23 protein-coding genes are annotated in these 24,020 nt (G+C 70.9%); 13 read left to right on the top strand and 10 right to left on the bottom strand.

All coding sequences use genetic code 11. The annotated features are described in order from the left end of the window. Positions 1-67 precede the first annotated feature (67 nt). The 4 genes from CRM89_RS11370 (at position 68) to CRM89_RS11355 (ending at position 3,610) form a co-directional block, all read left to right on the top strand. On the top strand, positions 68-499 hold the full coding sequence (locus CRM89_RS11370; protein ID WP_011210005.1) for an NfeD family protein: 432 nt from the start codon (positions 68-70) through the stop codon (positions 497-499). Further along, positions 499-1,728 (top strand): SPFH domain-containing protein, encoded by a 1,230-nt coding sequence (locus tag CRM89_RS11365; protein WP_011210004.1) that lies wholly within the window; start codon positions 499-501, stop codon positions 1,726-1,728. The genes CRM89_RS11370 and CRM89_RS11365 overlap by 1 nt, the downstream gene beginning before the upstream one ends. Positions 1,729-1,866: 138 nt before the next feature. Further along, on the top strand, positions 1,867-2,229 hold the full coding sequence (locus CRM89_RS11360; RefSeq protein ID WP_228790109.1) for a hypothetical protein: 363 nt from the start codon (positions 1,867-1,869) through the stop codon (positions 2,227-2,229). Between the two features lie 448 nt (positions 2,230-2,677). Then, positions 2,678-3,610, top strand: a complete 933-nt coding sequence (locus tag CRM89_RS11355) for a CorA family divalent cation transporter (RefSeq protein ID WP_098083983.1) — start codon at positions 2,678-2,680, stop codon at positions 3,608-3,610. On the opposite strand, the gene CRM89_RS11350 is transcribed toward CRM89_RS11355, so the two are convergent. Continuing rightward, positions 3,607-4,293, bottom strand: coding sequence for a TVP38/TMEM64 family protein (locus CRM89_RS11350; RefSeq protein WP_011210001.1), 687 nt, complete (start codon positions 4,291-4,293; stop codon positions 3,607-3,609). The two genes, CRM89_RS11355 and CRM89_RS11350, sit on opposite strands and share 4 nt — an antisense overlap. 184 nt (positions 4,294-4,477) lie before the next feature. Between CRM89_RS11350 and CRM89_RS11345 the strand changes: the two genes are divergently transcribed. The 5 genes from CRM89_RS11345 (at position 4,478) to CRM89_RS30415 (ending at position 10,570) form a co-directional block, all read left to right on the top strand. Next, entirely contained in the window at positions 4,478-6,343 is a 1,866-nt protein-coding gene (locus tag CRM89_RS11345) for a methylmalonyl-CoA mutase subunit beta (RefSeq protein WP_098083982.1), read from the top strand. Then, complete coding sequence (gene scpA / locus CRM89_RS11340; RefSeq protein WP_011209999.1) at positions 6,343-8,625, top strand: methylmalonyl-CoA mutase; 2,283 nt, start codon at positions 6,343-6,345, stop codon at positions 8,623-8,625. The genes CRM89_RS11345 and scpA overlap by 1 nt, the downstream gene beginning before the upstream one ends. Continuing rightward, entirely contained in the window at positions 8,622-9,671 is a 1,050-nt protein-coding gene (gene meaB, locus CRM89_RS11335; RefSeq protein WP_060590283.1) for a methylmalonyl Co-A mutase-associated GTPase MeaB, read from the top strand. Before scpA ends, meaB begins: the two co-directional genes overlap by 4 nt. A 181-nt stretch (positions 9,672-9,852) precedes the next feature. Next, positions 9,853-10,266 (top strand): HEAT repeat domain-containing protein, encoded by a 414-nt coding sequence (locus CRM89_RS30950; RefSeq protein WP_172964502.1) that lies wholly within the window; start codon positions 9,853-9,855, stop codon positions 10,264-10,266. Then, on the top strand, positions 10,253-10,570 hold the full coding sequence (locus tag CRM89_RS30415) for a hypothetical protein (RefSeq protein ID WP_127516193.1): 318 nt from the start codon (positions 10,253-10,255) through the stop codon (positions 10,568-10,570). Before CRM89_RS30950 ends, CRM89_RS30415 begins: the two co-directional genes overlap by 14 nt. 177 nt (positions 10,571-10,747) lie before the next feature. On the opposite strand, the gene CRM89_RS11325 is transcribed toward CRM89_RS30415, so the two are convergent. From CRM89_RS11325 to CRM89_RS11290, 9 genes are all read right to left on the bottom strand, one after another. Then, on the bottom strand, positions 10,748-11,110 hold the full coding sequence (locus tag CRM89_RS11325) for a hypothetical protein (protein ID WP_127516192.1): 363 nt from the start codon (positions 11,108-11,110) through the stop codon (positions 10,748-10,750). 86 nt (positions 11,111-11,196) lie between these two features. Next, complete coding sequence (locus tag CRM89_RS11320; protein ID WP_011209993.1) at positions 11,197-11,967, bottom strand: MHYT domain-containing protein; 771 nt, start codon at positions 11,965-11,967, stop codon at positions 11,197-11,199. Between the two features lie 271 nt (positions 11,968-12,238). Next, positions 12,239-13,420, bottom strand: coding sequence for a peptide synthetase (locus CRM89_RS11315; RefSeq protein ID WP_098083979.1), 1,182 nt, complete (start codon positions 13,418-13,420; stop codon positions 12,239-12,241). A 16-nt stretch (positions 13,421-13,436) separates the two neighbouring features. Next, a complete protein-coding gene (locus CRM89_RS11310) occupies positions 13,437-14,480 on the bottom strand; it encodes an NAD(P)-dependent oxidoreductase (RefSeq protein WP_172964501.1) in 1,044 nt (347 codons plus the stop codon). After that, positions 14,477-14,761, bottom strand: coding sequence for a hypothetical protein (locus CRM89_RS30945; protein WP_172964500.1), 285 nt, complete (start codon positions 14,759-14,761; stop codon positions 14,477-14,479). Before CRM89_RS30945 ends, CRM89_RS11310 begins: the two co-directional genes overlap by 4 nt. After that, positions 14,758-16,458: a fatty acid CoA ligase family protein gene (locus CRM89_RS11305; protein ID WP_098083977.1), complete on the bottom strand. Its 1,701-nt coding sequence runs from the start codon at positions 16,456-16,458 to the stop codon at positions 14,758-14,760. The genes CRM89_RS30945 and CRM89_RS11305 overlap by 4 nt, the downstream gene beginning before the upstream one ends. Then, positions 16,455-17,363: a hypothetical protein gene (locus tag CRM89_RS11300; RefSeq protein WP_098083976.1), complete on the bottom strand. Its 909-nt coding sequence runs from the start codon at positions 17,361-17,363 to the stop codon at positions 16,455-16,457. The genes CRM89_RS11305 and CRM89_RS11300 overlap by 4 nt, the downstream gene beginning before the upstream one ends. Before the next feature lie 9 nt (positions 17,364-17,372). After that, positions 17,373-18,422 (bottom strand): 3-oxoacyl-ACP synthase III family protein, encoded by a 1,050-nt coding sequence (locus CRM89_RS11295; protein WP_106427705.1) that lies wholly within the window; start codon positions 18,420-18,422, stop codon positions 17,373-17,375. A gap of 336 nt (positions 18,423-18,758) precedes the next feature. Continuing rightward, on the bottom strand, positions 18,759-19,451 hold the full coding sequence (locus tag CRM89_RS11290; protein ID WP_011209987.1) for a TetR/AcrR family transcriptional regulator: 693 nt from the start codon (positions 19,449-19,451) through the stop codon (positions 18,759-18,761). Positions 19,452-19,563: 112 nt separating this feature from the next. On the opposite strand from CRM89_RS11290, the gene CRM89_RS11285 reads away from it, so the two are divergent. The 4 genes from CRM89_RS11285 to CRM89_RS11270 are packed head-to-tail and all read left to right on the top strand — an operon-like array spanning position 19,564 to position 23,943. Then, positions 19,564-20,439 (top strand): metal-dependent hydrolase, encoded by an 876-nt coding sequence (locus CRM89_RS11285; RefSeq protein ID WP_011209986.1) that lies wholly within the window; start codon positions 19,564-19,566, stop codon positions 20,437-20,439. Further along, positions 20,436-21,494, top strand: coding sequence for a PDR/VanB family oxidoreductase (locus CRM89_RS11280; protein WP_098083975.1), 1,059 nt, complete (start codon positions 20,436-20,438; stop codon positions 21,492-21,494). Before CRM89_RS11285 ends, CRM89_RS11280 begins: the two co-directional genes overlap by 4 nt. A 32-nt stretch (positions 21,495-21,526) precedes the next feature. After that, positions 21,527-22,999, top strand: a complete 1,473-nt coding sequence (locus CRM89_RS11275; protein WP_086839708.1) for an NAD(P)/FAD-dependent oxidoreductase — start codon at positions 21,527-21,529, stop codon at positions 22,997-22,999. After that, the gene (locus CRM89_RS11270) at positions 22,996-23,943 is read left to right on the top strand and encodes an SDR family oxidoreductase (RefSeq protein WP_098083974.1); all 948 of its coding nucleotides are present in this window, start codon (positions 22,996-22,998) and stop codon (positions 23,941-23,943) included. Before CRM89_RS11275 ends, CRM89_RS11270 begins: the two co-directional genes overlap by 4 nt. The last annotated feature ends 77 nt before the right edge of the window (positions 23,944-24,020 follow it).

Raw genomic sequence — 24,020 nt, 5'->3', positions numbered from 1 at the left:
GCGAGGGTGTCGCCCGACGTTCACCGAGCACCCGCGCGATGCGGCGTCCCCGGACTACAGTGGGGGCGTGGCCGCAATCGCTTGGCTGGTCGCGGGAATCCTGCTCGCGGCCGCGGAGATGCTCGTCGGGGATCTGACCCTGCTGATGATCGGGGTGGCCGCCCTCGGCACGGCCGGGGTCAGCGCCGCCGCCGATACCTCGGTGATCGTCGACGCGGTGGTCTTCGGCGTGATCACCCTCGTGCTGCTGCTCGGGGTTCGTCCGGTGTTGCGCCGCCGGTTCGGTACACCGCCGCCGGTGCCGACCAACGTGCACGCGCTCCCGGGCAAGACCGCGCTGGTGCTCGAGGAGGTGACCGACACCGCCGGGCTGGTGAAGCTGGCCGGCGAGGTGTGGACGGCGCGGCCGATGAATCAGGGGGACGTCTTCGAACCGGGGACGACCGTGTCCGTGATGGAGATCGACGGCGCGACGGCCGTCGTGTGGAAGGGTCCGTGATGGCTGTATTGATCGTCGCCGCGGTGCTGGTGCTGCTCATCGTGGTGGTGGCCTTCAAATCGATCGCGCTGGTGCCGCAGGCCGAGGCCGCCGTCATCGAGCGGCTCGGGCGGTATTCGCGGACGGTGTCGGGCCAGCTGACCTTCCTGGTGCCCTTCGCCGACCGCATCCGGGCCAAGGTCGACCTGCGTGAGCGGGTGGTCTCCTTTCCGCCGCAGCCGGTGATCACCCAGGACAACCTCACCCTGCAGATCGACTCGGTGGTGTATTTCCAGGTCACCAGCCCGCAGGCGGCGGTCTACGAGATCAGCAACTACATCGCCGCGGTCGAACAACTCACCGTCACCACCCTGCGCAACGTCGTGGGCGGGATGACGCTGGAGGAGACGCTGACCTCGCGCGACCAGATCAACAGCCAGCTGCGCGGCGTTCTCGACGAGGCGACCGGGCGCTGGGGCCTGCGGGTGGCCCGCGTCGAGCTCAAGGCCATCGATCCGCCGCCCTCCATCCAGGAATCGATGGAGAAGCAGATGAAGGCCGACCGCGAGAAGCGGGCGATGATTCTCACCGCGGAGGGCACCCGCGAATCGCAGATCAAGACGGCCGAGGGCGCCAAGCAGGCGCAGATCCTCGCCGCGGAAGGTGCCAAGCAGTCGGCGATCCTGGCGGCCGAGGGTGAACGCCAGAGCCGCATCCTGCGCGCGCAGGGTGAGCGGGCGGCGGCGTACCTGCAGGCGCAGGGCCAGGCCAAGGCGATCGAGAAGGTCTTCGCCGCGATCAAGGCGGGCAAGCCGACCCCGGAGTTGCTGGCCTACCAGTACATGCAGACGTTGCCGATGGTCGCCCGCGGCGATGCCAACAAGGTCTGGCTGGTGCCCAGCGATTTCGGCAAGGCGCTGGAAGGCTTCGCCAAGAGCTTCGCGAGCAAGGACGCCGACGGCGTGTTCCGCTACGAGCCGCCCGCCGACGACAGCGAACCGGTGAAGGTGGAGGACGACTCCGACGTGGCCGACTGGTTCGACATGGCGTCGGACCCGACCATCGAACGTGCCGTGCGCGCCGCCGAGGCGACCGCACGGCAGCCGGTCGAGGGGATGGCGCCGCCGGTGGGCCAGCCGGTGCGGCCGCCCGCGCCCCAGCAACCGCCCGCGCAGCAGCAGGCATGGCCGCCCGCGCCGCAGACGGATCCGCAGGACGGTGCGTGGCAGCCCCGCCCGGGCACACCGTGACCGACTGACTGAACGGAGCTGTGCGACTCCCGCCGTGCCGTTTGCTGAAAAGTTGCGGACGGTCCGGTCTCGGGTTACGGTGTGTGCCGTTCGAGGGCCGTGGGCAGGCGCCGTCATCCGACGTTCAGGGAGAATCCGATGTACGACCAGCCGTTCGCCGGTGCTTTGCCAGAATCGACGAGCGGGACCGTGCGGGCGGGACGCCGAACGATCGGCGATCCGCTGGCCACCGGCGAGTTCCGCCGCAACGGCGTGCCGGTCTGGGCGGGAATCGGTCGGCCGGTGCCGGTGGGGGAGCGCACCGGCTGGCGGTGCCGGGTGCGGGTGGAGCGCGGCTCCCGATTGGAACAGTCGCAGGTGGTCGCGCCCACCGAGCGCGAGGTGCTGCGGATGGCGCTGGAACTGGTGAGCACCCGGCTCGGGATGACCGAGGCGCAGTTCCTCGACGGCGCCCTGATCCGCTCGAACGCCTCCGGCTATCTGCTGGCCGCTGCCCGCTGACCCACACCGCGAGCCGCCCGGGCTCGCGTTGGCGCACACCGGGATTCGGACCAAGCGGTACGACCGGTGAACGGGCGTCGAATACTTTCCGCCTCGATTGACTGTGCCGCGCGCCGCCGTTCTAATGAACGATGGCGCGATTCGCGCGCCGGATTCCGACGAACGAAGCGGGGTGAGCGGCAGATGCCGGATGACAGTATCGATGCCTACTGCCGGTCATTTCCCGTGCGACGAAGCTGTCCGGTTCGTCGCTGATCCGTGCGCCGCGCCCGAATCGTCAAGGGCCACAGCGTGAACGCCGCACGGACGCCCGATCCGACGTGTCCCGACCAGCCCCTGCCTGGAGTCCCGCCGTGAGCACTGCCCGCCTCGAACCCGTGCCCGCCGCCCGCGCGGCGACCCCGTCGCGTCCGCGCATCGCCGTTTCATCGGTGCGTGGGAGGTCACGATGACGAAATCCCTACGCGCGCCCGCCGATCGGTTCGACACCGAGGTGCTCGGCATGCACTGGATCCCGCTGCCGTCCTCGGACGAGGACACCGCGGCGGTGCTGCGCGAGCGGCTCGGCGTCGATTTCACGACGCCGCGCGACGGGGTCACCGCGCACGGTGATTTCACGTATCTGCCGGTGACGGTGAACTACTGCCGCGGCGAGCGGGTCGAGCGGGAGACCATCGTCTTCGCGCTCGGCACCGAGTTCGTCGTCACGCTGCAACCGGCCGAGCCCTTCCTGCCGTTCGAGACCGCCATCGCGGCCATGCGCCGTGACGCCACTCTCACCGGTTCCTCCTACGGTGTGACCTTCGCCCTGCTGTGGGCGCTCAACGACGCCTCCGACCGGGTGCTGCGCTGGGTGGGCCATACCGTCGAGGCGCAGCGCGACATCCTCGACGCCGCCACCGCCGAGCACGGCAACGGGCTGGGCGCCGGGCCTGCCCGCGAGGTGATCCACCGGCTCGGCGCCGCCGAACGGGTCGTCGCCCGGGTGCGCGAGACCCAGGCGCAGCTGGCCGCGGCCGCCCGCCATCTCGACGTCGACTACGCCGCACAGACCAGCGGGCTCGGCGAGCGGATCGGCTCGCTCGTGGCCGACATCGAGGGCGTGGCCCGGCGGGCCGAGCGCGAGCACGACGGCTTGCGTTTCCTGGCCCAGACCGCCACCGCCTGCCTCGGGGTGCGCCAGAGCGGCATCCTGCGGCTGCACACCGGCGTGGTCGCGGTGTTCCTGCCGCCCACCGTGCTGGCCGCCTCCTACGCGGCCGAGTTCACCTGGCTGCCGCGGCTGGACCCGATCCCGGCCCTGTTCGTCTTCGTGGTCGTGACCGCGCTGGCCGCCGCCGTTCCGCTGCACTACCTCGGCCGCGGCGAGCGGCGCACCTAGGAGCGCGGCCCCGCGGCGACGGCGACCGGTTCCGGCGCGGGGTCGACCGGCTGCCACCGCGCATCGACCACCAGGCCCACCAGGCCGATGCCGAGACACACCGCGGAGACGACGAGCATGGCCGGATGGGTGCCACCGGTGAGCGCGTCGGCCAGGATCACCGTGGCGACGGTGCCGGGCGCCGAACCGACCACGGTCGCCAGCAGATAGGGGCGCACCCGGATCGAGGTCAGCGCACAGCAGTAGTTGACGACCGAGAACGGCGCGAACGAGATCAGCCGCAGCGACCCCACGGCCAGCCAGCCGCGTCGGCGCAGCCGGTCGTCGACCGCCCGCACGGCAGGATGGGTGAGTCGCGCGGCCACCCGGTCGCGGTCCAGCGCGCGCACCAGAAGCAGGGCGAGCACGGCGGCGACGGCGGTGGCGGACAACGCGATCGCGCTGCCCAGCAGCGAACCGAACAGCACCCCGCAGCTGATCGTCAGCACGGTGCGCGGGACCGGCGCGACCGCGACCAGCGCGTAGAACAGGAAGAACAGCGGCGGGAACCAGACACCGAGCGAGCCCGCCCAGTCCTGGATCTGCTGGGGTGTGGGCAACGGCACCAGCAGCGCGACCGCGAACAGCGCGCCGAGCCCGGCGAGGGCGACGACGATACGCGGATTCCGCAACAGCCTGGTCACTCGCGACAGGTTACCGGTTGGTAGTGGCGGCCAGGGTCAACCGCCGCGTCCGCTGCCGCTAGCATCAAGGGAAACGGGACGAATGCTCGTTAACCAATGTGCTCGCTGAGCTGGGCGAATGCGAGGTATCGGGCGCACACACGAGGTGCGCGCCCCGTGGTCGAGTGGAAGAGGGACAGCAGCTATGCCGATTGCTTCAGATCCGTCTCCCGGCGCGGAGACGGTTCCGCAGTACGCCGCGTGGCGCAAGGGAGTGGCGGGCGTGCTCGCCAAGGCGCGCAAGGTGGACGTGGCCGATCTGCCCGACGAGCCGGAACAGCTGCTCACGCAGACGACCTACGACGGACTGGCCGTCGCCCCGCTCTACACGCGGCGCGACGAGCGCCCGGAGCCGCCGTTGCCCGGCGTCTTCCCGTTCGTGCGCGGCCGGGACGCCACCCGTGACGTGCACCGGGGCTGGGACGTGTGCGCGGACATCACCGAAACCGATGCCGCCGCGGCGAATCGGGAGATCCTCGCGGGGCTGGAGAACGGGCTGAGCGCCGTGCGGGTGGGCGTCGGCGAGCACGGCGTGCCCGTCGCCGAACTGCCGACCGCCCTGCGCGGTCTGTTGTTCGAGCTCGCGCCGCTCAGCCTGGCCGCGGGCGCGGCCCTGCCCGAGGCCGCCGCGCAGCTGTACGCGGTGCTCGACGACTACCGCGTCGACGACCGCGCGGCCATCCGGATCGGCCTCGGCGCCGCGCCGCTGACCAGCCGCTTCGCCGGTGCGGCCGACGTCGACTCGGACCGGGCCGTCGAGCTGGCGAAGCAGGCCGTCGCCCGCACCGAGACGGTGCGCGCGATCACCGTGGACGGCACCGTCTTCCACAACGCCGGCGCTTCCGATGCCCAGGAACTCGGCGCCGTGGTGGCCGCCGGCCTCGAGTACCTGCGCGCGCTCACCGGCGCCGGTGTCGACATCGCCGACGCGCTGGGTCAGCTGGAGTTCCGCCTCGCCGCCACCGACGACCAGTTCGCGACCATCGCGAAATTCCGCGCGGCGCGCACGGTCTGGGCGCGGGTCGCGCACGTCTGCGGCGCGCCCGACTTCGGCGGCGCCCCCCAGCACGCGGTCACCTCGGCCGCGATGATGAGCAAGCGTGATCCGTGGGTGAACATGCTGCGCACCACGCTGGCCGCGTTCGGCGCGGGCGTCGGCGGGGCCGACTCGCTGACCGTGCTGCCGTTCGACTGCGCGCTGCCGCCCGGCGAGCTCGGTGTGTCGAAGTCGTTCTCCGACCGCATGGCGCGCAACACCCAGCTGCTGCTGCTCGAGGAATCCCACCTCGGTCACGTGCAGGATCCCGGTGCGGGTTCCTGGTACATCGAGGACTACACCGCGAAGCTCGCGGCCAAGGCCTGGGAGTTCATGCAGGAGCTGGAGAAGGCGGGCGGCTACCGCGCCGCGCTGGACGCCGGCCTGCTCGGGCAGCGGATCGCCGAGACCAAGGCGACCCGCGACGCCGATGTGGCGCACCGCAGGACCGCCGTCACCGGCGTCAACGAATTCCCGAACCTGGCCGAGAAGCCGCTGTCGGAGCAGGCGCGCACGCCCGGCGAGATCGCCCGCTACGGCGCCGCCTTCGAAGCGCTGCGTGACCGCTCCGACGCCTACCTCGAGGCCAACGGCGCGCGGCCGAAGGCGCTGCTGGTGCCGCTGGGCACGGTGGCCGAGCACAACGTGCGGGTCACCTTCATCGCGAACCTGCTCGCCTCGGGCGGCATCGCGTCGGTGAATCCGGGCCCGCTCGAGGTGTCGGCCGTCGAGGCCGCCGCGAAGGAAGCGGGCGCGCCGATCGCGGTGCTGTGCGGTTCGGACGCGCGTTACGGCGCGGAGGCCGGTGCGGCGGTGGCGGCGCTGCGCGCGGCCGGAGTGGAAACGGTGCTGCTGGCCGGCGCGGAGAAGGCCGTCGCCGACCTCGACGCGGCGCAGCGCCCGGACGGCTTCCTCACCGCGAAGATCGACGCGGTGGCGCAACTGTCCGGCCTGCTGGAGAAGGTGGGAGCCTGATGACCCTCAGTCACATCGAAGAACCGGGCGACGTGGCCCACCTGGTGGGCAACTTCGCCGAGGTGCCGCTGACCGAGCACGATCCCGAGCCCGCCGCGGTGGACGCCGCGCAGGTCGAGGAGTTCGTGCGCACGGCCGCCGCGGCCAACAACTACACCCCCGAGCAGCTGACCTGGTCGACCCCGGAGGGCATCGACGTGCCGCCGGTGTTCACCAAGGCCGACCGGGACGCCGTCGCCGCGGCGGGCTACCCGCTCGACAGCGTGCCGGGTGTGGCGCCGTTCGTGCGCGGCCCGTACCCGACCATGTACGTCAACCAGCCGTGGACCATCCGCCAGTACGCGGGCTTCTCCACGGCCGCCGACTCCAACGCCTTCTACCGTCGCAACCTGCAGGCGGGCCAGAAGGGTCTGTCGGTTGCCTTCGACCTGGCCACTCACCGTGGCTACGACTCCGATCACCCGCGCGTGCAGGGCGATGTCGGCATGGCCGGCGTGGCGATCGATTCGATCCTGGACATGCGCCAGCTCTTCGATCACATCCCGCTGGACCAGGTCTCGGTGTCGATGACCATGAACGGCGCGGTGCTGCCGATCCTGGCGCTGTACGTGGTGGCCGCCGAGGAGCAGGGCGTCAAGCCCGAGCAGCTGGCCGGAACGATTCAGAACGACATTCTGAAGGAGTTCATGGTCCGCAACACCTACATCTACCCGCCCAAGCCCTCGATGCGGATCATCTCCGACATCTTCGCCTACACCAGCGCGAAGATGCCGAAGTTCAACTCGATCTCCATCTCCGGCTACCACATCCAGGAGGCGGGCGCGACCGCCGACCTGGAACTCGCCTACACCCTCGCCGACGGCGTGGAGTACATCCGGGCCGGTATCGACGCGGGCATGGAGGTCGACAAGTTCGCCCCCCGGCTGTCATTCTTCTGGGCGATCGGCATGAACTTCTTCATGGAGGTCGCCAAGCTGCGCGCGGGCCGGCTGCTGTGGAGCGAGCTGGTGTCGAAGTTCGAGCCGAAGAACTCGAAATCGCTGTCGCTGCGCACCCATTCGCAGACTTCCGGCTGGTCGCTCACCGCCCAGGACGTCTACAACAACGTGGCGCGCACCTGCATCGAGGCGATGGCCGCCACCCAGGGCCACACCCAGTCCCTGCACACCAACGCCCTGGACGAGGCGCTGGCGCTGCCGACCGACTTCTCGGCCCGCATCGCCCGCAACACCCAGCTGCTGATCCAGCAGGAGTCCAACACCACCCGGCCGATCGACCCGTGGGGCGGCTCCTACTACGTCGAATGGCTGACCCATCAGCTGGCCGAGCGCGCCCGCGCGCACATCGCCGAGATCGAGGCGCACGGCGGTATGGCGCAGGCGATCTCGGAGGGCATCCCGAAGCTGCGCATCGAGGAGGCCGCCGCCCGCACCCAGGCGCGCATCGACACCGGCCAGCAGCCGGTGATCGGCGTCAACAAGTACCAGGTCGAGGAGGACCAGGCGGTCGAGGTCCTCAAGGTCGAGAACTCCCGCGTGCGCGCCGAGCAGATCGAGAAGCTGCGCCGCCTGCGCGCCGAGCGCGACCAGGACGCGGTCGACCGTGCCCTGGCCGAGCTCACCCGCGCCGCCGCCGCCACCCAGGGCGGTATGGAGAACAACCTGCTGGCCCTGGCCATCGACGCCGCCCGCGCCAAGGCCACCGTCGGGGAGATCTCCGACGCGCTGGAGAAGGTCTACGGCCGCCACCAGGCCGAGATCCGTACCCTGTCGGGTGTGTACCGGGACGAGGCCGGAAAGGTCACCAACATCACCATCGCCGGCAAGCTGGTCGAGGAGTTCGCCGAGGCCGAGGGCAGGCGTCCGCGCATCCTCGTCGCCAAGATGGGTCAGGACGGGCACGACCGAGGCCAGAAGGTGATCGCCACCGCCTTCGCCGACCTCGGCTTCGACGTCGATGTGGGCCCGCTGTTCCAGACCCCCGAGGAGGTGGCGCAGCAGGCGGCCGACAACGACGTCCACATCGTCGGTGTCTCGTCGCTGGCCGCGGGCCATCTCACGCTGGTGCCCGCCCTGCGGCAGGCACTGGCCGATGTCGGACGCCCCGACATCATGGTCGTGGTCGGCGGCGTCATCCCGCCCGGTGACTTCGACGAGCTGTACCAGGCGGGCGCCGCGGCGATCTTCCCGCCCGGCACCGTCATCGCCGACGCCGCCATCGACCTGCTGCGCAAGCTCGCCGGCGAGCTGGGTCACGAACTGGAGGGTTCCGCGGCGGAATGAGCGACCCGGGTTCCGCCGCGCCCACCCGGGCGCGGCGGAAGATCGACGTAGACGAACTCGCCGCCGCCGTCCGGCGCAACGACCGAGCGGCCCTGGCACGGGCGATCACCCTGGTCGAATCGACCAGATCCGATCACCGGGCCCTCGCGCAACAGTTGCTGCTGCGCCTCACCCCCGAAGACGGTGATTCGGCGACCGCCGTGGTCTCCAACCGAGTCGGCATCACCGGTGTGCCCGGCGTCGGCAAGTCGACCTTCATCGACGCGCTCGGCATGTACCTGATCGGGAAGGGACACAAGGTCGCCGTGCTCGCGGTCGACCCGTCGTCCACCCGGACCGGTGGTTCGATCCTCGGCGACAAGACGCGCATGGCCCGATTGTCGGTGGAGCCCAACGCCTTCATCCGGCCGTCGCCGACCGCGGGCACCCTCGGCGGCGTCGCCAAGGCCACCCGGGAGACCATCGTCCTGCTCGAAGCCGCCGGCTACGACGTGATCCTGGTCGAGACCGTCGGTGTGGGACAGTCCGAGGTGACGGTCGCGAACATGGTCGACGTGTTCTGCTTCCTCACATTGGCGCGCACCGGCGACCAGTTGCAGGGCATCAAGAAGGGTGTGCTGGAACTGGCCGAGATCGTGGCCGTCAACAAGGCCGACGGCAAGCACGCGATCGAGGCCAAGTCGGCCGCCCGCGAACTGGCCGGCGCACTGCGCCTGATCCACCCGCGCGACGCACTCTGGCGCCCCCCGGTCCTCACCATGAGCGGCCTGGAAGGCACCGGCCTGGACGAGTTCTGGGAAACCGTGCTCAAACACCGCCGGGTACTCACCGACGCGGGCGCTTTCGACGAGAAACGCCGCAGGCAGTTGATCGACTGGACCTGGACGATGGTGCACGACCAATTGCTGCGGCGGCTGGCGGAAGCACCGGAGGTCAAGGCGATTCGCGCGGATGTGGAGCGTGAAGTGCGCGAGGGGACGCTCACCCCTGCTCTGGCGGCCGAGCGCCTGCTCGACGCCTTCGATTCCTCAGCGGCGCGAGGTTGATCCAGCAGACAGCCGTCGGCCACAACAGTGGTCGGCGGCTCTCTGCGTGATGGTCTGCTCCCTTGTCGTCCTACGCGGCAACGCCGACACGTTGTCCTCGTCGCCGATCGTTCGCGCAGCGCGAAGTGCCTCCCCGCCCCCTGCGGGAACGCGCCCGCACCGATTCCATAAGAGGAGCAGTATGGATTCAGGGCATGTGCTCGCCGACTCGCACTCGGCGGACTGGAGTATTCGTGCGCGTGCGGCTGTTGAACTCGGGAAGCTGCTCCCATCCGGACAAGCGATGGAACGACTGGCGGAACTTCTTTCTGACGATGACATGGCGGTAGAACTGGAGGCCACCGAGGTCTTGGCTCGTTTCGGTGGCCGCGACGGACTGGTCGCAATTTTGGGCGAGTTGGGAAGACGGATCGACGATCCCGACTCGGACTATCTTGCCTACCGCTTGCAGGAGTTACAAACCAATGATCGCCTACCGATCCTGCGGAAGGCCCGGGAGCTATCGATCGATTCCCTATCGCCTGAGGTGAGAGAGGGGATAAGGCAAATCGAGGAGCTTTTCGGCTACTTGGACAAGAGTAGTGATCACGGTTGAATTCACTACGAGTTCGTTGAACCGGGCGGATCGGCGGGCAAGGGATTCATCGAGTTCGCAGCGTCCCGGCGGCGGCAGGGGCTGGGCGCCGTGGAACGCGGTAACCGAAGAAGCGATCGGGCGGATCGCGGATGGGTACAACGGGGTGCCGGGTTACCTGAACATCCGCGATGACGAGATCGCACCCAGCGAGATCTTCCGGGTGCGGATAACCGACAGCGGCAGACGGCGGTTGCGGGAACTGGGTGGTCCGTACGAGAACGATGGTGATCCGAGGGCAGACGTTCCCTATCTCCATGCGTGAGAGGCGCGGGTGTGCCACTCGCGATTCCGCTGTGGCGAGCCACCAAGACGACCACGCGCGCCTCGCCACAGCTGTCGCCGCTCGGGTCCATCGGCCGGACGACTGTCAGGCGGGGCCGGTCGGGCTCGTGGAGTAGCGCATCCCGACCGGGCCGTCGTTCAGGTCCCGACACACGCGCTAGGAGAGCGGTCCGTCGAGTCTCCGAGCCGATCCTGTGTCGATGTCCGGGAGCGCGGCGCAGACAGCGGCGATCAGGTCGCGGAATTCGGTGACCTCCGCCGTGTGCGCCGCGAGTGCCCCGCCGACTCCGCCGGGTGTATCGGACGCCTTCTCGCGGAACAGTTCCGCCAGGGCGGCCGCGGAGTGGAGGGCGGGGTCGGCCTCGCCGAGACCCCAGTGTGGGCGCTCGGCCAGCGCGCGTGCCTGATCGTGCGCCGCGGTCAATGCGTCGAGCAATCCGGCGCAGGCGCGGTCGAGGTCGGCCAGTGCGGCGTGCTCCCACCGCAGGCGGTTCGAGGACGGGGCGAGTGGATCGGGCACGGGGAACCTCCTCGGTCGGTGGGTGTCCTGGTTCTGACGCACCAACCGGAAGATCGGTTCCACGGAATCGGTTCCCCCCCCCGAAATCACTCCCGCGTGGGCCAATACGCCTGATCCGTGGCGCGACGCGCGAAACGGCGGTCGGGGCCGTTGATGTCGGTGAGGCCGAGGTGGAAGAGCATGCCGATGGTGAGCAGGCTGACGCTGACGATCAGCGGGGTCAGCAGCTGGCTCGCGCCCGCGCCCGCGGGCGGGGTGTGGTGCTGGTGGCCGAGGTGCATGGCGAACATGCCGGTGTAGTGCATGCCCGCGACGGCCAGGCCCATCACCAGCGCGGCGCCGATGGTGGACAGGGTGCCGCGGACGTTGAGGGTGAACCACAGCGCCGCGGTGGCCGCGACGACGGCGATCACCAGCGAGAGGACCACTTTCGACCACTCGTAGCCGATTTCGACGTCGGTCTTCATCGCGTACATGCCGGAGTAGTGCATGGCCGCCACGCCGAGTCCGGTCACCACGCCGCCGACGACGAGGGCCTGCTGGCCGAGGCGCGGCTGCTGGGCCAGGCACAACCCGATCCACACCACGAGCATGGCGATGATCGCGCTCGCCAACGTGACCGGCACGTCGTACTTGATGGACGCGCCGTGGATGCGGAAGCCGAGCATGGCCACGAAGTGCATGACCCAGATGCCGGTGCCGCCGATGGCCACGGACGCGGCGATGAGCCAGCCGTCGAACGGTGACGCGGTGCGCACGCGAGTCATGCAGCGCAAGCCGAGCAACGAACCGGTGAACGACAACAGGTAGGCCACCACGGGGGTGAGCAAGCCGTGACTGAAATGGTCGATCTCCACGTGAATGGACCTCCTCGCTGGGCGGATACCGGCCCGCTGTGCGACGGACCATCGGCATCCCGAACGACGAACATGCAGGGTGCGAATTTAGAGCATAGTGGTCGTTCAAAACTGCACTTTCGCCGGAGGTGACCCAGGACACGGCCATATCACATCGCTGGAAGTTCGCGCCAATCCGGCAGTCGGGACCGCGTCTCGGCAGGCCCGCGCCTCGCGCAGGCAAGTCCAGCAACCGGTCGGTTCATGTCAACCGGAGCAGACGGCGGGTGCGTCAGTGCCCGGTGCCGGCCCCGGTGTGGTCGCCTTCGAGGGCGGCGACGATCCGGTCGAGCAGCGCCTCCAGGCGCGCTTCGACTCCGGCGCCGTTGCGGCAGGAGACGGTGATCTCCAGCCCGGCCGGGGTCTCCAGGATGCCGAACAGCAGCGGCATGATCCCGCTGTGCTGGGGGAGAATCCGCATCGTGGTCGGCGTGAAGCCGGGTGCGGTGAGCGCGGCGAGGTCGACGGTGCCCATGTGGGAGACCGTGGCCGACACCAGGTTCCGTCCGGTGCGGGCACCGAGCAGGTTGCCCGCCCGCAGGGCGCCACGCACCACCGCCGGTGGGAAGGCGGTGAGCCCGCCGTTGTCCATCTCGGCCAGCTCGCGGCGGGCGGCCAGCCCGGCCCGCATGGCCGCGCTCACCCGCTGCCCGCCGTCACCCGGCGCGACGTCGACGAACAGTGGCAGGGCGAGGTTGGCGGTGGAGCGCAGCCGCGGATCGTGTCTGCGCAGATCGACCGGGATCATGATCCGCGACGGTCTGCCCGCGGCGTCGGCGAGCGCGGCGGCGATCCGCGCGACCACGCCCTTGCCGCCCGCGGCAACGGTCCGGTGCCGCAGCAGCGCGCGGCGCGCCGGGTCCTGGCGTCCGTGACCCGCGGCGCTGCGATGCACGGGCAGCAGCCGGGTGGGCGTGCCCGGCGCGCCGAGCCGGGCGACGAGGTCGGCGTCCGCGACCGGGTCGGGCGCGCCGAGCGGGTCCTCGCCGCGCAACGCCCGGAAGACGTCGTCGACCCACAGTCGCGCGCCCATCCCGTCCATCACCCCGTGGAACACGCGGAACACCACGGTCACCGGATCGGCGGTGAGCAGCAGAACCTCGCAGGTGCGGTCGGCGGTGGGTTCGATCGGGCTGCCGAGGACCGGATCGGCCTCGAGTTCCGGGTAGGTGAGCGTGTGCTCGGCGACCACGCGCACCCGCGCCGCCACGCCGCTGTCGATCCAGTGCGCGCCGTCGCGTACCAGGCGCGCACCGGGATTCGCGGCCGAGGCGAGGTCGACGGCCCGCTGCAGCCGCGCCGGGTCGATCGCGCCGCTGCCGTGCACCACCAGGTGCATCAGGAACGGCGGCGCCACCTCCCTGGCCGCGAGGTAGAGACGTTCGGTGGGCGTGATGCGACGGCGGTAGGTCAAGCTCGGCTCCGGATGCTCAGCGGACGTGGCGGGTGACGGCCTCGACGCCGCCTTCGGCGGCCAGCCAGTCGAGGAACGCGGCCAAGCCGGTGTCCCGGTCGACGATCGGCCGGTAGCCGAGGTCGCGGGCGGCGGCCGAGGTGTCGTAGGTGGCCGAACGGGTCATCAGCGCGACGACATAGCGCGACAGCGGCGGCGACCAGCGCGCGGCGATCGGCGGGATCCGCCACAGCGCCTCGATCACCGTCACCGCCGCGCCCAGCACCCGCGGGTCCGGGCGGCGGGTGGGTGGCCGGTAGCCCAGCCGTTCGGCCACCTCGGCGAGGAACCGCCACACGTTCGTCCGCTCCGCATCGGCCACGAAATAGGCTCTGCCGCCGACGGCGTCGGCGGTCATCGCCTTGACGCAGGCGTCGACGATGTTGTCCACGTGGCACAGCGAGGCGTAGACGTCGCGGCCGCCGGAGAGGTCGGGCAGGCGTCCCTGGGCGGTACGAGTCAGCAGGCGCACGATCGGCCCGGACCGGTCACCCGCACCCCAGATGGCCCGTGGCCGCAGCGCGCAGGTGGTGAAGCCGGGCGCGTTCGCGGCCAGCACCAGGCGTTCGGCGGCGGCCTTGGTCGCGCAATAGTGGTTGAGGTAGCGGCGGGGGTAGGGCACCGACTCGTCGATGTCGAGCTGGTCGCCGCCGTCGCGATCCATCAGGGCGCTCGGGCTGGAGACGAAGACGAACCGTGTCACGCCCGCCGCGCGGGCCGCGGCGAGCAGGGCCTCGGTGCCGTGCACGTTCTCCCGCTCGAATTGCGCGCGGGTGCCGCGTTCGTCCACCCGCGCCGCGCTGTGCACGACGACCTCGGCGCCCACCACCGCCGCCGCGAGTGAGGCCGGGTCGGTGAGATCGCCACGGGCCACCCGCACCCGGGCCAGCGCGTCACCGAGGCCGCCGAGATCGCTGGCGGGGCGGGCCAGCACCGTCACCTCGTGGGCCCCGGACCGCACCAGCCTGCGCACCAGCGCACCGCCGAGGAAGCCCGACGCACCGGTCACGAGCACCTTCATCGTGGCACCTCCCGCGCGCCGGGCGCGGTGCGCCACCAGGTGAGACCGAAGATCTGGGTGAGCACCGCCGTCCGCCACGCGGGACGACCGGACTCCGCGGCCGCCCGCAGTGCCGGCGGAATCTGGGCGGCGTGCACGACCACACTGAGGAACGCATCGATCCACCACAGCGTCCGCAGGATGGGGAAGCGTGGTGCGTGGCCCGAGCGGGCCAGGACCAACCCGGCGACCAGGTAGAGCCACCCGATCAGCGGAATCGACCGCAGGACGGCAACTCTCATCGCCGGATCACCTCCCGCAGGCGCGCGGGTCCGGCGGTGGACCGCCCGGCGGCCCAACGGGCGAGCTGCTCGCGACCGATCTTGGCGTTGTGCCGGATGTCGACCGGGAACCCCGGGTGGAACAGGAAGTCGTCGATCGATTCGGTGAGCGCGAACTCGGCCCCTCGGGTGCGCAGCCGTAGTTCGACGGCGAGCCGGTCGGCGCCCGGCTCGGTCTCCACACACAGCACCGGGCGTTGTGCGCCGGGCGCTCCGACGCCGACCAGAGCGGTCCGGGCAACGCCCGGCACCGCGTTGAACACCTGCTCGACCTGTACCGTGCACAGCGTCCCGGCGGCGGTCCGCACCCGCTGACTCTTGCGCCCGCAGAACCAGATCCGGCCCTGCTCGTCGAGGCGGCCGAGGTCACCGGTGCGGTGCCACACCCGCCCGTCGTCGGTGATCTTGCCGACGCGGTCGGCCTCGGCGGGCCAGTGATACCCGGTGCTGACATGTGCTCCGCTGACCACGATCTCGCCGATTCCGTCGGTGTCGGCCAGCCGGGGAGCCAGCGCCTCGGCCTCGGCCCACGTGGGGATCGGTTCGTCGGTGACGGCGACGATCCGCACCTGCACGCCGGGGGAGGGCCGCCCCAGACAGGTGCCCTCGCCGCGGTGCGCCCGGATCACCAAGCCGCCCAGCAATTCCCGCGATTCGACGGTGGAGATCGGCAGCGCTTCGGTGGCGCCGTACCCGGCGTAGACGAGCACGTCCTCGGCCAGCACGTCGCGCAGCCCGGCGATGCACCAGGCGGGCACCGGGGCGCCGCCGGAGTAGACGCTGCGCAGGGTCGGCAACGCGGCCGGGTGCGCGCGCAGATGCCGCAGCAGCGGGACGAGGACGGCGGGGGAGGCGAACATGGTGCGGACGCCGAAGCGGGTGATGGCGTCGACCACGTGCGCGGGGTCGGTCGAGCCGACCCGGCTTGGGATCAGCGGCGGCAGCACGCAGCGCGCGCCGAGCAGCAGATCGAGGACGCCGACCAGTGGCAGTGTGACCAGGGAGGTATCCGGCGGGACGTGGTCGCGCTCGGCATCGACCGCGGCGAGCATGGCGGTCAGGTTGCCGTGCGTCAACCGCACCGCCTTCGCCGGGCCGGTGCTGCCGGTGGTGAACGCGATCAACAGCGGCTCGTCCGGGTCGGCGGCCGCACCCTCGAGCACGCCCGCGCCCGTCGGTGCCCGGCCGAACTCGGCCAGCCGGAATCCGCCCCAGCACCAGCGCCTGCCCACGGTCACCACGGTCCGCACCCCAGCGAAGTTGCGGCGGAACAGCACTCGCAGGACCTGTGCCCGGGGTATACCGATGAAAGCCGCCGCGTCCACCGCGCGCAGGCACCGCAGCATCCTGCGGATGCCCATGCCCGGGTCGATCACCACCGGTACGGCGCCGATCTTGAACAGTCCCAGCAGGATCGCGTAGAGCTCGGGACCGGGCAACACCAGGACGATGGTTCTCGTGCCGGTATCGACGCCCGCGTCGAGCAGGCGACGCGCGATCGCCTCCGACCAGTCGTCCAGTTCCCGCCGGGTCAGCGTGCGGTACCGGGGCAGTCCGTCCCCGCCGATACCGTCCGGGTGGATCACCGCCGCCCGGTCCGGGTCCGCGCGGGCGAACTCGCGGAACCGCTCGACCGGCGCCCACCACCGCACCGTCACGGCCGCGCCCCCACGAGGGCGGGCAGCCGGTAGCGCACGGCACTCGCCGCGGGGCCCGCGCCGGCGGCCACGAACAGCACCGAGGTGTAGTCCGCCAGTGTCTGTTCCCGCACCGCGCGGTCGTAGGCCAGCGGCAGCGCGGCGGTGTGCGGGTCGCCGTCGGTGAGGTCGGGCAGCCGTACCGCGTCGGCGGGCAGGCCGAGCGCCTCGGCCAGGCGCAGCGGGAACCGCGGGCCGGGGGTGGATGCGATGAGCGCGGTGGTGGCCGGATCGTCCGAATCGTCGAGCGCCGCGCGGGCCGCGGCGAGCGCCACCGGCAGCAGCCGGTCCTCGAAGTCGGCGTCCCGCTCGACGGTCATCACCCCGCGTCCGGCTGTCCCCATCGTGGCCGTGTCCACGTAGGCCCGGGTGCCGGGATCGCCGGGCGCGGCGGCGGTGTGCACGCGGCCGAACCCGTCGGGCTCGTCGGTCCGCTCGAGCAATATCGCCACACTCGCCGTCGCATAGGGGAATGCGTCGTCGGCGACCGCGCGGGTCAGCGACGGATGGGTGTCGCCCGCGACGATCAGCACATGCTCGACGCCGCCGGCGCCCAGGACGGCACTCGCGACGCCGATCGCGTCGACCACCCCGGCCGCGCCGTTCATCAGGTCGAAGGAGAACGTCGTCGGATCGCCCTTGCCGTACTCGAGGCCGAGGCCCGCCGCCTGCTGGATCAGCGCGGCCACCGCGGGCTCCACGGTGTTGGAGTCACGGAAGACGCCGGTGTTGATCAGCACGCCGATCTGTTCGGGCCGCACCCCGCCCCGCTGCATCGCCTGCCGGGCCGCCCGGCCGCCGTGGGTGACCACGCTGTGGGTCTCGCCCGAGCGGCTCACGCCGGTGGATGTGATTCGCACGCCCATGTCGATACCTCAGACCTTCAGGGAGGAGACGGTGGTGGACAGGAAACCGGTCACGATGCCCGAGGCGGCGGGCACCATCAGCAGCTTCGACCCCGCGGGGATGCGCTGCGCGCCGAGCTGGTCGTGCAGCACGAGGAAGTGCGAGGTGGTGGAGGTGTTGCCGTACTTGTCGATGACGTTGAGGTCGGGCGGCATCGGTGCGCCGAACTCGCGCGCCGCGAGCGCGTTCATGTGCGGCACGGCCGCGGCGCCGAACTGGTGGTGGATGACGAAATCGAAGCCCTCGTCGGCGAAGTCGCGACCGTGCCGTTCGAGGTAACCGGCTTGGCTGTGCGGCCACAGCAGGAACCTGGCCTCGTTGTGCATCCGCCGGTTGTCGGTGTAGAGCGCCACGCCCTGGGTGCGGCCGCTGGGCATGCCCAGGCACAGGTGCGCGTGGTCGGCGGCGGTCAGCAGCTCGATGTAGTGGATGCGGTCGGCGTCGTCGACCGATTCGTCCAGCACCACCGCGCACCCGGAGTCGCCCACCGACAGCGAGGCGAACTGCAGATCGTACGTGTCGGAGATCTCCTCGACGGCGGTCTCGGCGATCGGGGTGATCGCCTCCCCGCTGACCACCATGCCGGTGCGGGCGGCACCGGTGCGGATCATCCGGTCGAGAATGTAGGTGCCGGTGAGCATTCCGGCGCACGCGTTGGACACGTCGAAGGTCATCGCCGTGTGGGCGCCGATCTCCTTCGCGATCATGGACGCGAAGGAGGGTTCCATGTACATCCGCGTGCCGTGCCTGCTGCGTGTGATGGAGCTGGAGATGATCACATCGAGTTCGCCAGGGGCATAACGGGATCGGGACAGACAGTCCTCGGCGGCGCGCAGTGCGAGGGTGAACGAGTCCTCGGGCGCGGCCGGGTTCGTGTCGCGCATCCGGCGCTCCCGCACGCCGGTGATCCGTTCGAGATCGAACGCGGGCGGTTGCCGCAACCGCGAGATCAGCTCCTGTGTCGAGACGACCGTCGAGGGAAGGTACGCGCCGAGGGATTCGAAGCGGGAATGCGACACGGGCATCTCCTGGAAATCGCCGAGGACTGTCGGTGGCGGATCGACGCTGATCGCGCAGCGGACATTACCGGAGAGTAACTAGTCTGGGCGCCAGTGTGATTCGCGTGCGTGGCCGCGCCGGGGCGGGGGAGACCGGACGGTGTCGGCTCGGCTCACAGGTCGGTGACCGATCGGCTATGACCGCTCACAGTCGGCTACCGCACGGGAACAACCCTGCGCCCGACGGTGATTCGCTTCGCCTCTCGCGACCGACCGGCCGCCTGCCCGCCCGGCGGTGGCGATCGGCGGGCTACTCGCACCGGGAAGACCGTCGGGGGCCGTGGATTGTGAGTGACTTCACTGCCGGGGGGAGCGGGAATCCGCTTGTGCGGCAGCCTCGTCGGCGGAACGGACGAGCGAGAGGTTCGTCAGGGCGCGCACGGCGTGCCGGTCGAAGCGCTCGCGCGGTACTTCGAACGTGCCGTCCAGCCACGGCCGGTAGAGGTAGGCCAGCGCGCCGAAGATGGCATTGGCGTTGAGCATGCTGTCGAGATGGTCCGGCGGGGGCATGCGCTGGTCGCCGCCGCCGATGGTGATCGCGATGGGTGTGGTGAACAGGGCGATCAGCTCGTCACCGCGTTTGCTCAGTACCGGGGTCGCCTGCGATTCGACGAACATGATCCGCCCGCGCCTGCGGTCCTCGAGCAGGAAGTCGGTGAACGTCGCCACCACGTGCTCGAACATGGCGTCGCGTTCGAGCGGTGCTTCGGTCAGTGCCTCGAGGAGGCGGTCCCGCGCGGCGACCACCACGGTCTCGAGCACCGTGGTGAGCAGCGCGTCGAGGTTCGGGAAGTTCTCGTAGAAGTACCGCTCGGTGAGCCCGGCCTGCCGGCACACCCCGCGCATCGACACCTCCGAGGCGCCGACGGTGGCCATCAGTTCGGTGGCTGCCTCGATCAGCTGTGCCCGGCGCGCGGCGATCCGGTCGGCCGGGGCCAGGCCCCGCCACGTGCGCATGCCCGCGAAAGCTCCCTCGGAATCGGCGACCATGCCTCGATCCTCTCACACCGAAAAGTTGACATCACCTGATGTTGACATTGACTGATGTCAGCAAATATCGTCTAGTTCTCCGGTTTCAACGACGAGACGTGAGGACAGTCCGATGGGTACTGCCGCGTATACCGAGCAGGCGCATGCGATCCACCCCCGCGATGTCGCCTTCGACTTCTCCACCGTGCCGATGCACTACATCCCCGGCGAGGTGATGGCCACCCACATCATCAACGTGATGCATCTGGTGCTGCCCGAAGGGGAACGGGCGATGGCCGCCGCCCTGGCCGAGGCCTTGCCGCTGATCTCCGACGAACGGCTGGCCGAGGAGGTGCGTGGCTTCATCGGCCAGGAGGCCATGCACGCCAGCTCCCATGAAGAGGCACGCCGGCAGCTCGAGCGGCTCGGCCTCGAGGTCGGGCCGATGGTCGAGCTGGTCGCCTGGCTGGTCGACCGCGTGCTCGGCGACCACGGACTCACCGGCAAGGCGGCGCACGCCTGGCTGTGCGAACGGCTGGCGCTGTTCGCGGGCATGGAGCACTACACGGCCGTCATCGGGGAATGGCTGCTCACCAACGACGTGCTCGAGGACAAGGGCATGCACCCGGCCATGCTGGATCTGATCCGCTGGCACGGCGCCGAGGAAGTGGAGCATCGCAGCGTGGTCTATGACGCCTACATGCACGTCGACGGCAGCTACGCCCGCAAGGCGCGGCAGGCGCTGATCGCGAGCATGGGCCTGCTGGTGCTGTTCATCGCCTCCGGCGGCTACCTGTTCGCCAAGGATCCCTCGCCGCGCAAGGGCCGCTGGTGGCCGCTGCAGCTGGCGAGCGCGTCCCTGCGCGGCGTGGTGCCCAGCTTCACCACCTTCTTCACCGAGATCCCGCGCTACCTGCGCCCGGGCTTCCATCCCTCCCAGCTCGGCCCGATGGACAACGCGCTGCGCTACCTGGCCACTTCGCCCGCCGCCCGCGGCGGACAGTCATGACCACCGGCTACCGGCCCGGTGCCGGCCTCCGGTTGATCGTCTCGGCCACCGACGCCTACAAACGGTTGTTCGTGCAGAGTCCGGCCGCGCCGTTGCTCTCCCGCCCCCAGCCGGTCCGGCGCACCGGCTACGACCTGCCGGTGGTGGTCGAGCGGATCGAGACCGTGGCCGAGGACGTCGTGGCCGTGACGCTGCGCCACCCGGCGGGCACGCAGCTGCCCGCCTGGACGCCGGGCGCGCACCTCGACGTCTTCCTGCCCTCCGGCGCGCAGCGGCAGTACTCGATCAACGGCGATCCGGCCGACCGGCGCCGCTACCGGATCGCGGTGCGCCGCATCGCCGACGGCGGCGGCGGGTCGCGCGAGATCCACGACACCGTGCGCATCGGCGACCGGTTGCGGATCCGCGGCCCGCGCAACGCCTTCGACTTCGTCGCCGCGCCCCGCTACCTGTTCCTCGCGGGCGGGATCGGCATCACCCCGATCCTGCCGATGGTGCGCGCCGCGCGGGCCGCCGGCCGCGACGCCCGCCTGGTCTACACCGGCCGCTCCCTGGCGAGCATGCCGTTCCGTGCCGAACTCGCCGCCGTGCCCGGCGCCGACATCGATATCCGGCCCGACGACGAATACGGTCAGCCCGATGTCGCCGCGATCGTGCGCACCGCGCTGCCCGGCACGGCCGTCTACGTGTGCGGTCCGCCCCCGATGCTGGCCGCCGCGGTGCGCGCGGTCGGCGACGATCCGTCCATCTCGCTGCACACCGAACGCTTCTCCCCGCCACCGGTGGCGGGCGGTGCGGAGTTCGCGATCACCTTGGCGCGCAGTGGAACCCAGGTGCGGGTCGGTGCGGAGGAGACGGCGCTGGCCGCGATCCGCCGCGTGCTGCCCGGGGTGGCCTACTCCTGCCGGCAGGGCTACTGCGGCACCTGCAAGGTGCGCGTGCTGGCCGGGCAGGTGGATCACCGCGACCGCGCGTTGTCGGCCGCCGAGCGAGCCGAGTCGATGCTCACCTGCGTCTCGCGCGCCGCCGACGGCGACCTGGTGCTGGATCTGTGAAGGGGCACCCGCCCCGGGAAGGAGTCGCCGCCGTGGCGACCGACAACACTGCCGCGCACGTCCCCGTGGTGATCATCGGGGCGGGCATCGCGGGCATCGCCCTCGGCGTCGAACTGCGCGCCGCGGGCCTCACCGACTTCGTCGTCCTGGAACGCGCCGAGGGCCTCGGCGGCACCTGGCGGGCCAACACCTATCCCGGCTGCGCCTGCGACGTGCCCTCGCAGCTGTATTCGTATTCCTTTGCGCCCAACCCGGACTGGTCACGCACCTACGGCACCCAGCCGGAGATCCTCGGCTACCTCGAGCGCGTCGCCACCGAACACGGCGTCGTGGCGCACATGCGGTTCGGCACCGAGTTGCGCGACGCGCGCTGGGACGAGGACGCCGAGGTCTGGCGCGTGTCGACCAGCCGCGGCGACTACACCGCGGGCGTGCTGATCTCCGCGGTCGGGCCGTTCAGCGAGGCCAGCATCCCCGACCTGCCGGGCCGGGCGAGCTTCGCCGGCACCCAGTTCCATTCGCTGCACTGGGATCACGAGCACGACCTGCGCGGTGAGCGGGTCGCGGTGATCGGCACCGGCGCCTCGGCGGTGCAGTTCATCCCGGAGATCCAGCCACTGGTCGGGCAGCTGACGGTGTTCCAGCGGTCGGCGCCGTGGATCGTGTCGCGGCTGGATCGCAGCACCACCGGCGTGGAGCGGGCACTGCTGCGACGCCTGCCCGCGCTCGGCAAGGCGATCCGCGGCGCCTACTACACCGGCATCGAGAGCTTCGGCCTGGTCGGTTTCGTGGACAAGCGCTTCCGTCACCCGTTCGAGACCCTGGCCAAACTGCAACTGCTGCGGCAGGTCCGCGATCCGCGGCTGCGGCGCATCCTCACCCCCGACTATGTGATCGGCTGCAAGCGGGCGATCTTCTCCGACGCCTACTATCCCGCCCTGACCCAGCCGAACGTCGAGGTCGTCACCGCGGGCATCGCCGAGATCCGGCCGCACTCCATCGTCACCGTGGACGGTGCCGAGTACCCGATCGACACGTTGATCTGGGGCACCGGCTTCGGGGTGCCGCCCGCGATCTTCCAGCGGGTGCACGGCGTCGACGGACGCTCCATCGCCGACATCTACCGGGAACGGCCCAGCAGCTACCTCGGCGCGGCCATCGCCGGATTCCCGAACTTCTTCTGCACCCTCGGCCCGTTCGGCGCGGCGGGCAACCAGTCGGCCATCTTCATGATCGAGGCGCAGGCCCGCTACATCGTCGACGCGCTGAAAACCATGCGCGCCCAGCGCGTCACGCGGGTGGCGGTGCGCCCGGAGGTGCAGCGAGCCTTCCTCGACGACGTCAACGCCCGCAGTCGCGACACCGCCTGGCTGACCGGCGGGTGCCGCAGCTACTACCAGACCGCCGACGGCGCCAACTCCGGTCTGTACCCGAACTGGAGCTTCGAATACGCTCGCCGCACACGGCATTTCGACGCCGACTCGTACGAGATGAGGACCCGATGAAACTGCCAGGGCTGCGCGGGCTGCTCACCGCCGTCCCGTTCGCCGCGGTCTCCGGCCCGCCGATCTTCGACCTGGAGGGACGGGTCGCGCTGGTCACCGGCGCGGGCACCGGCATCGGCCGGGAACTGGCCCGGCTGCTCGCCGCGCGCGGCGCCCACGTGGCCGTCGTCGACGTCGACGCCGCCGCGGCTGAATCCGCGGCCCGTGATCTGCGCATCCGCGGGTACGCCGTCGCCGCCGACGTGCGCGACCGGGCGGCCATGCGCGCGGCCGTCGCCCGGGTGCGCGAACACTTCGGCCGCATCGATGTGGTGGTCGCCAATGCCGGGGTGGTGCCCGAGCCCGCCACGATCCGCACGATGGACCCCGCCGACTTCGACCGTGTCGTCGCGGTGAATCTCACCGGCGTGTTCAACACCGTGCACCCCGCGCTGGACGACATCGTCGCCACCGGCGGCCACGTGGTGGTGGTCTCCTCGGCCGCGGCGTTCGCCCCCGGCATGGCAGGCTCGCCGTACATGACCACCAAGGCCGCGGTCGAACAGTTCGGCCGGGCCCTGCGGGTGGAGCTGGCCGGGCTCGGCGCCAGCGCGGGCGTGGCCTACCTGGGCATCGTGGAGACCGCGATGACCCGGCACACCCTCGACGAGGACGAGCTCGGCCGCGAGGTGGGCGGCCTGTTGCCCTGGCCGCTGGACCAGCGCATCACCGCCCGCGAGGCCGCCGTCTCCATCGCCGACGGCATCCTGCGCCGCGCCCCCCGCACCATCGCGCCCCGCCAGTGGGAGGCGTACGCCCTGCTGCGCGGCGTCGTCAACGTGGTCCTCGACGACCGGCTGGCCCGCGACGAGCGCGTCCGGTCCCTCATCCGCCGCGTCGAGGAACGCCTCGCCGGGCGAGACGGACAGCCCGTGGACGCGCCGGTAACAAGCGCGCCGAGATAGCCGCACCGAACCCGAGCACGCCGTCGCGGCAGGCACCCTGGTCGGCAGCGGGCCGGTGTGCCCATTCGACGACGACG

The organism is Nocardia sp. FDAARGOS_372 (genome assembly GCF_002554515.1).
GTDB classification, from domain to species: domain Bacteria; phylum Actinomycetota; class Actinomycetes; order Mycobacteriales; family Mycobacteriaceae; genus Nocardia; species Nocardia farcinica.
This window is presented reverse-complemented; position numbering and strand designations above follow the sequence as displayed.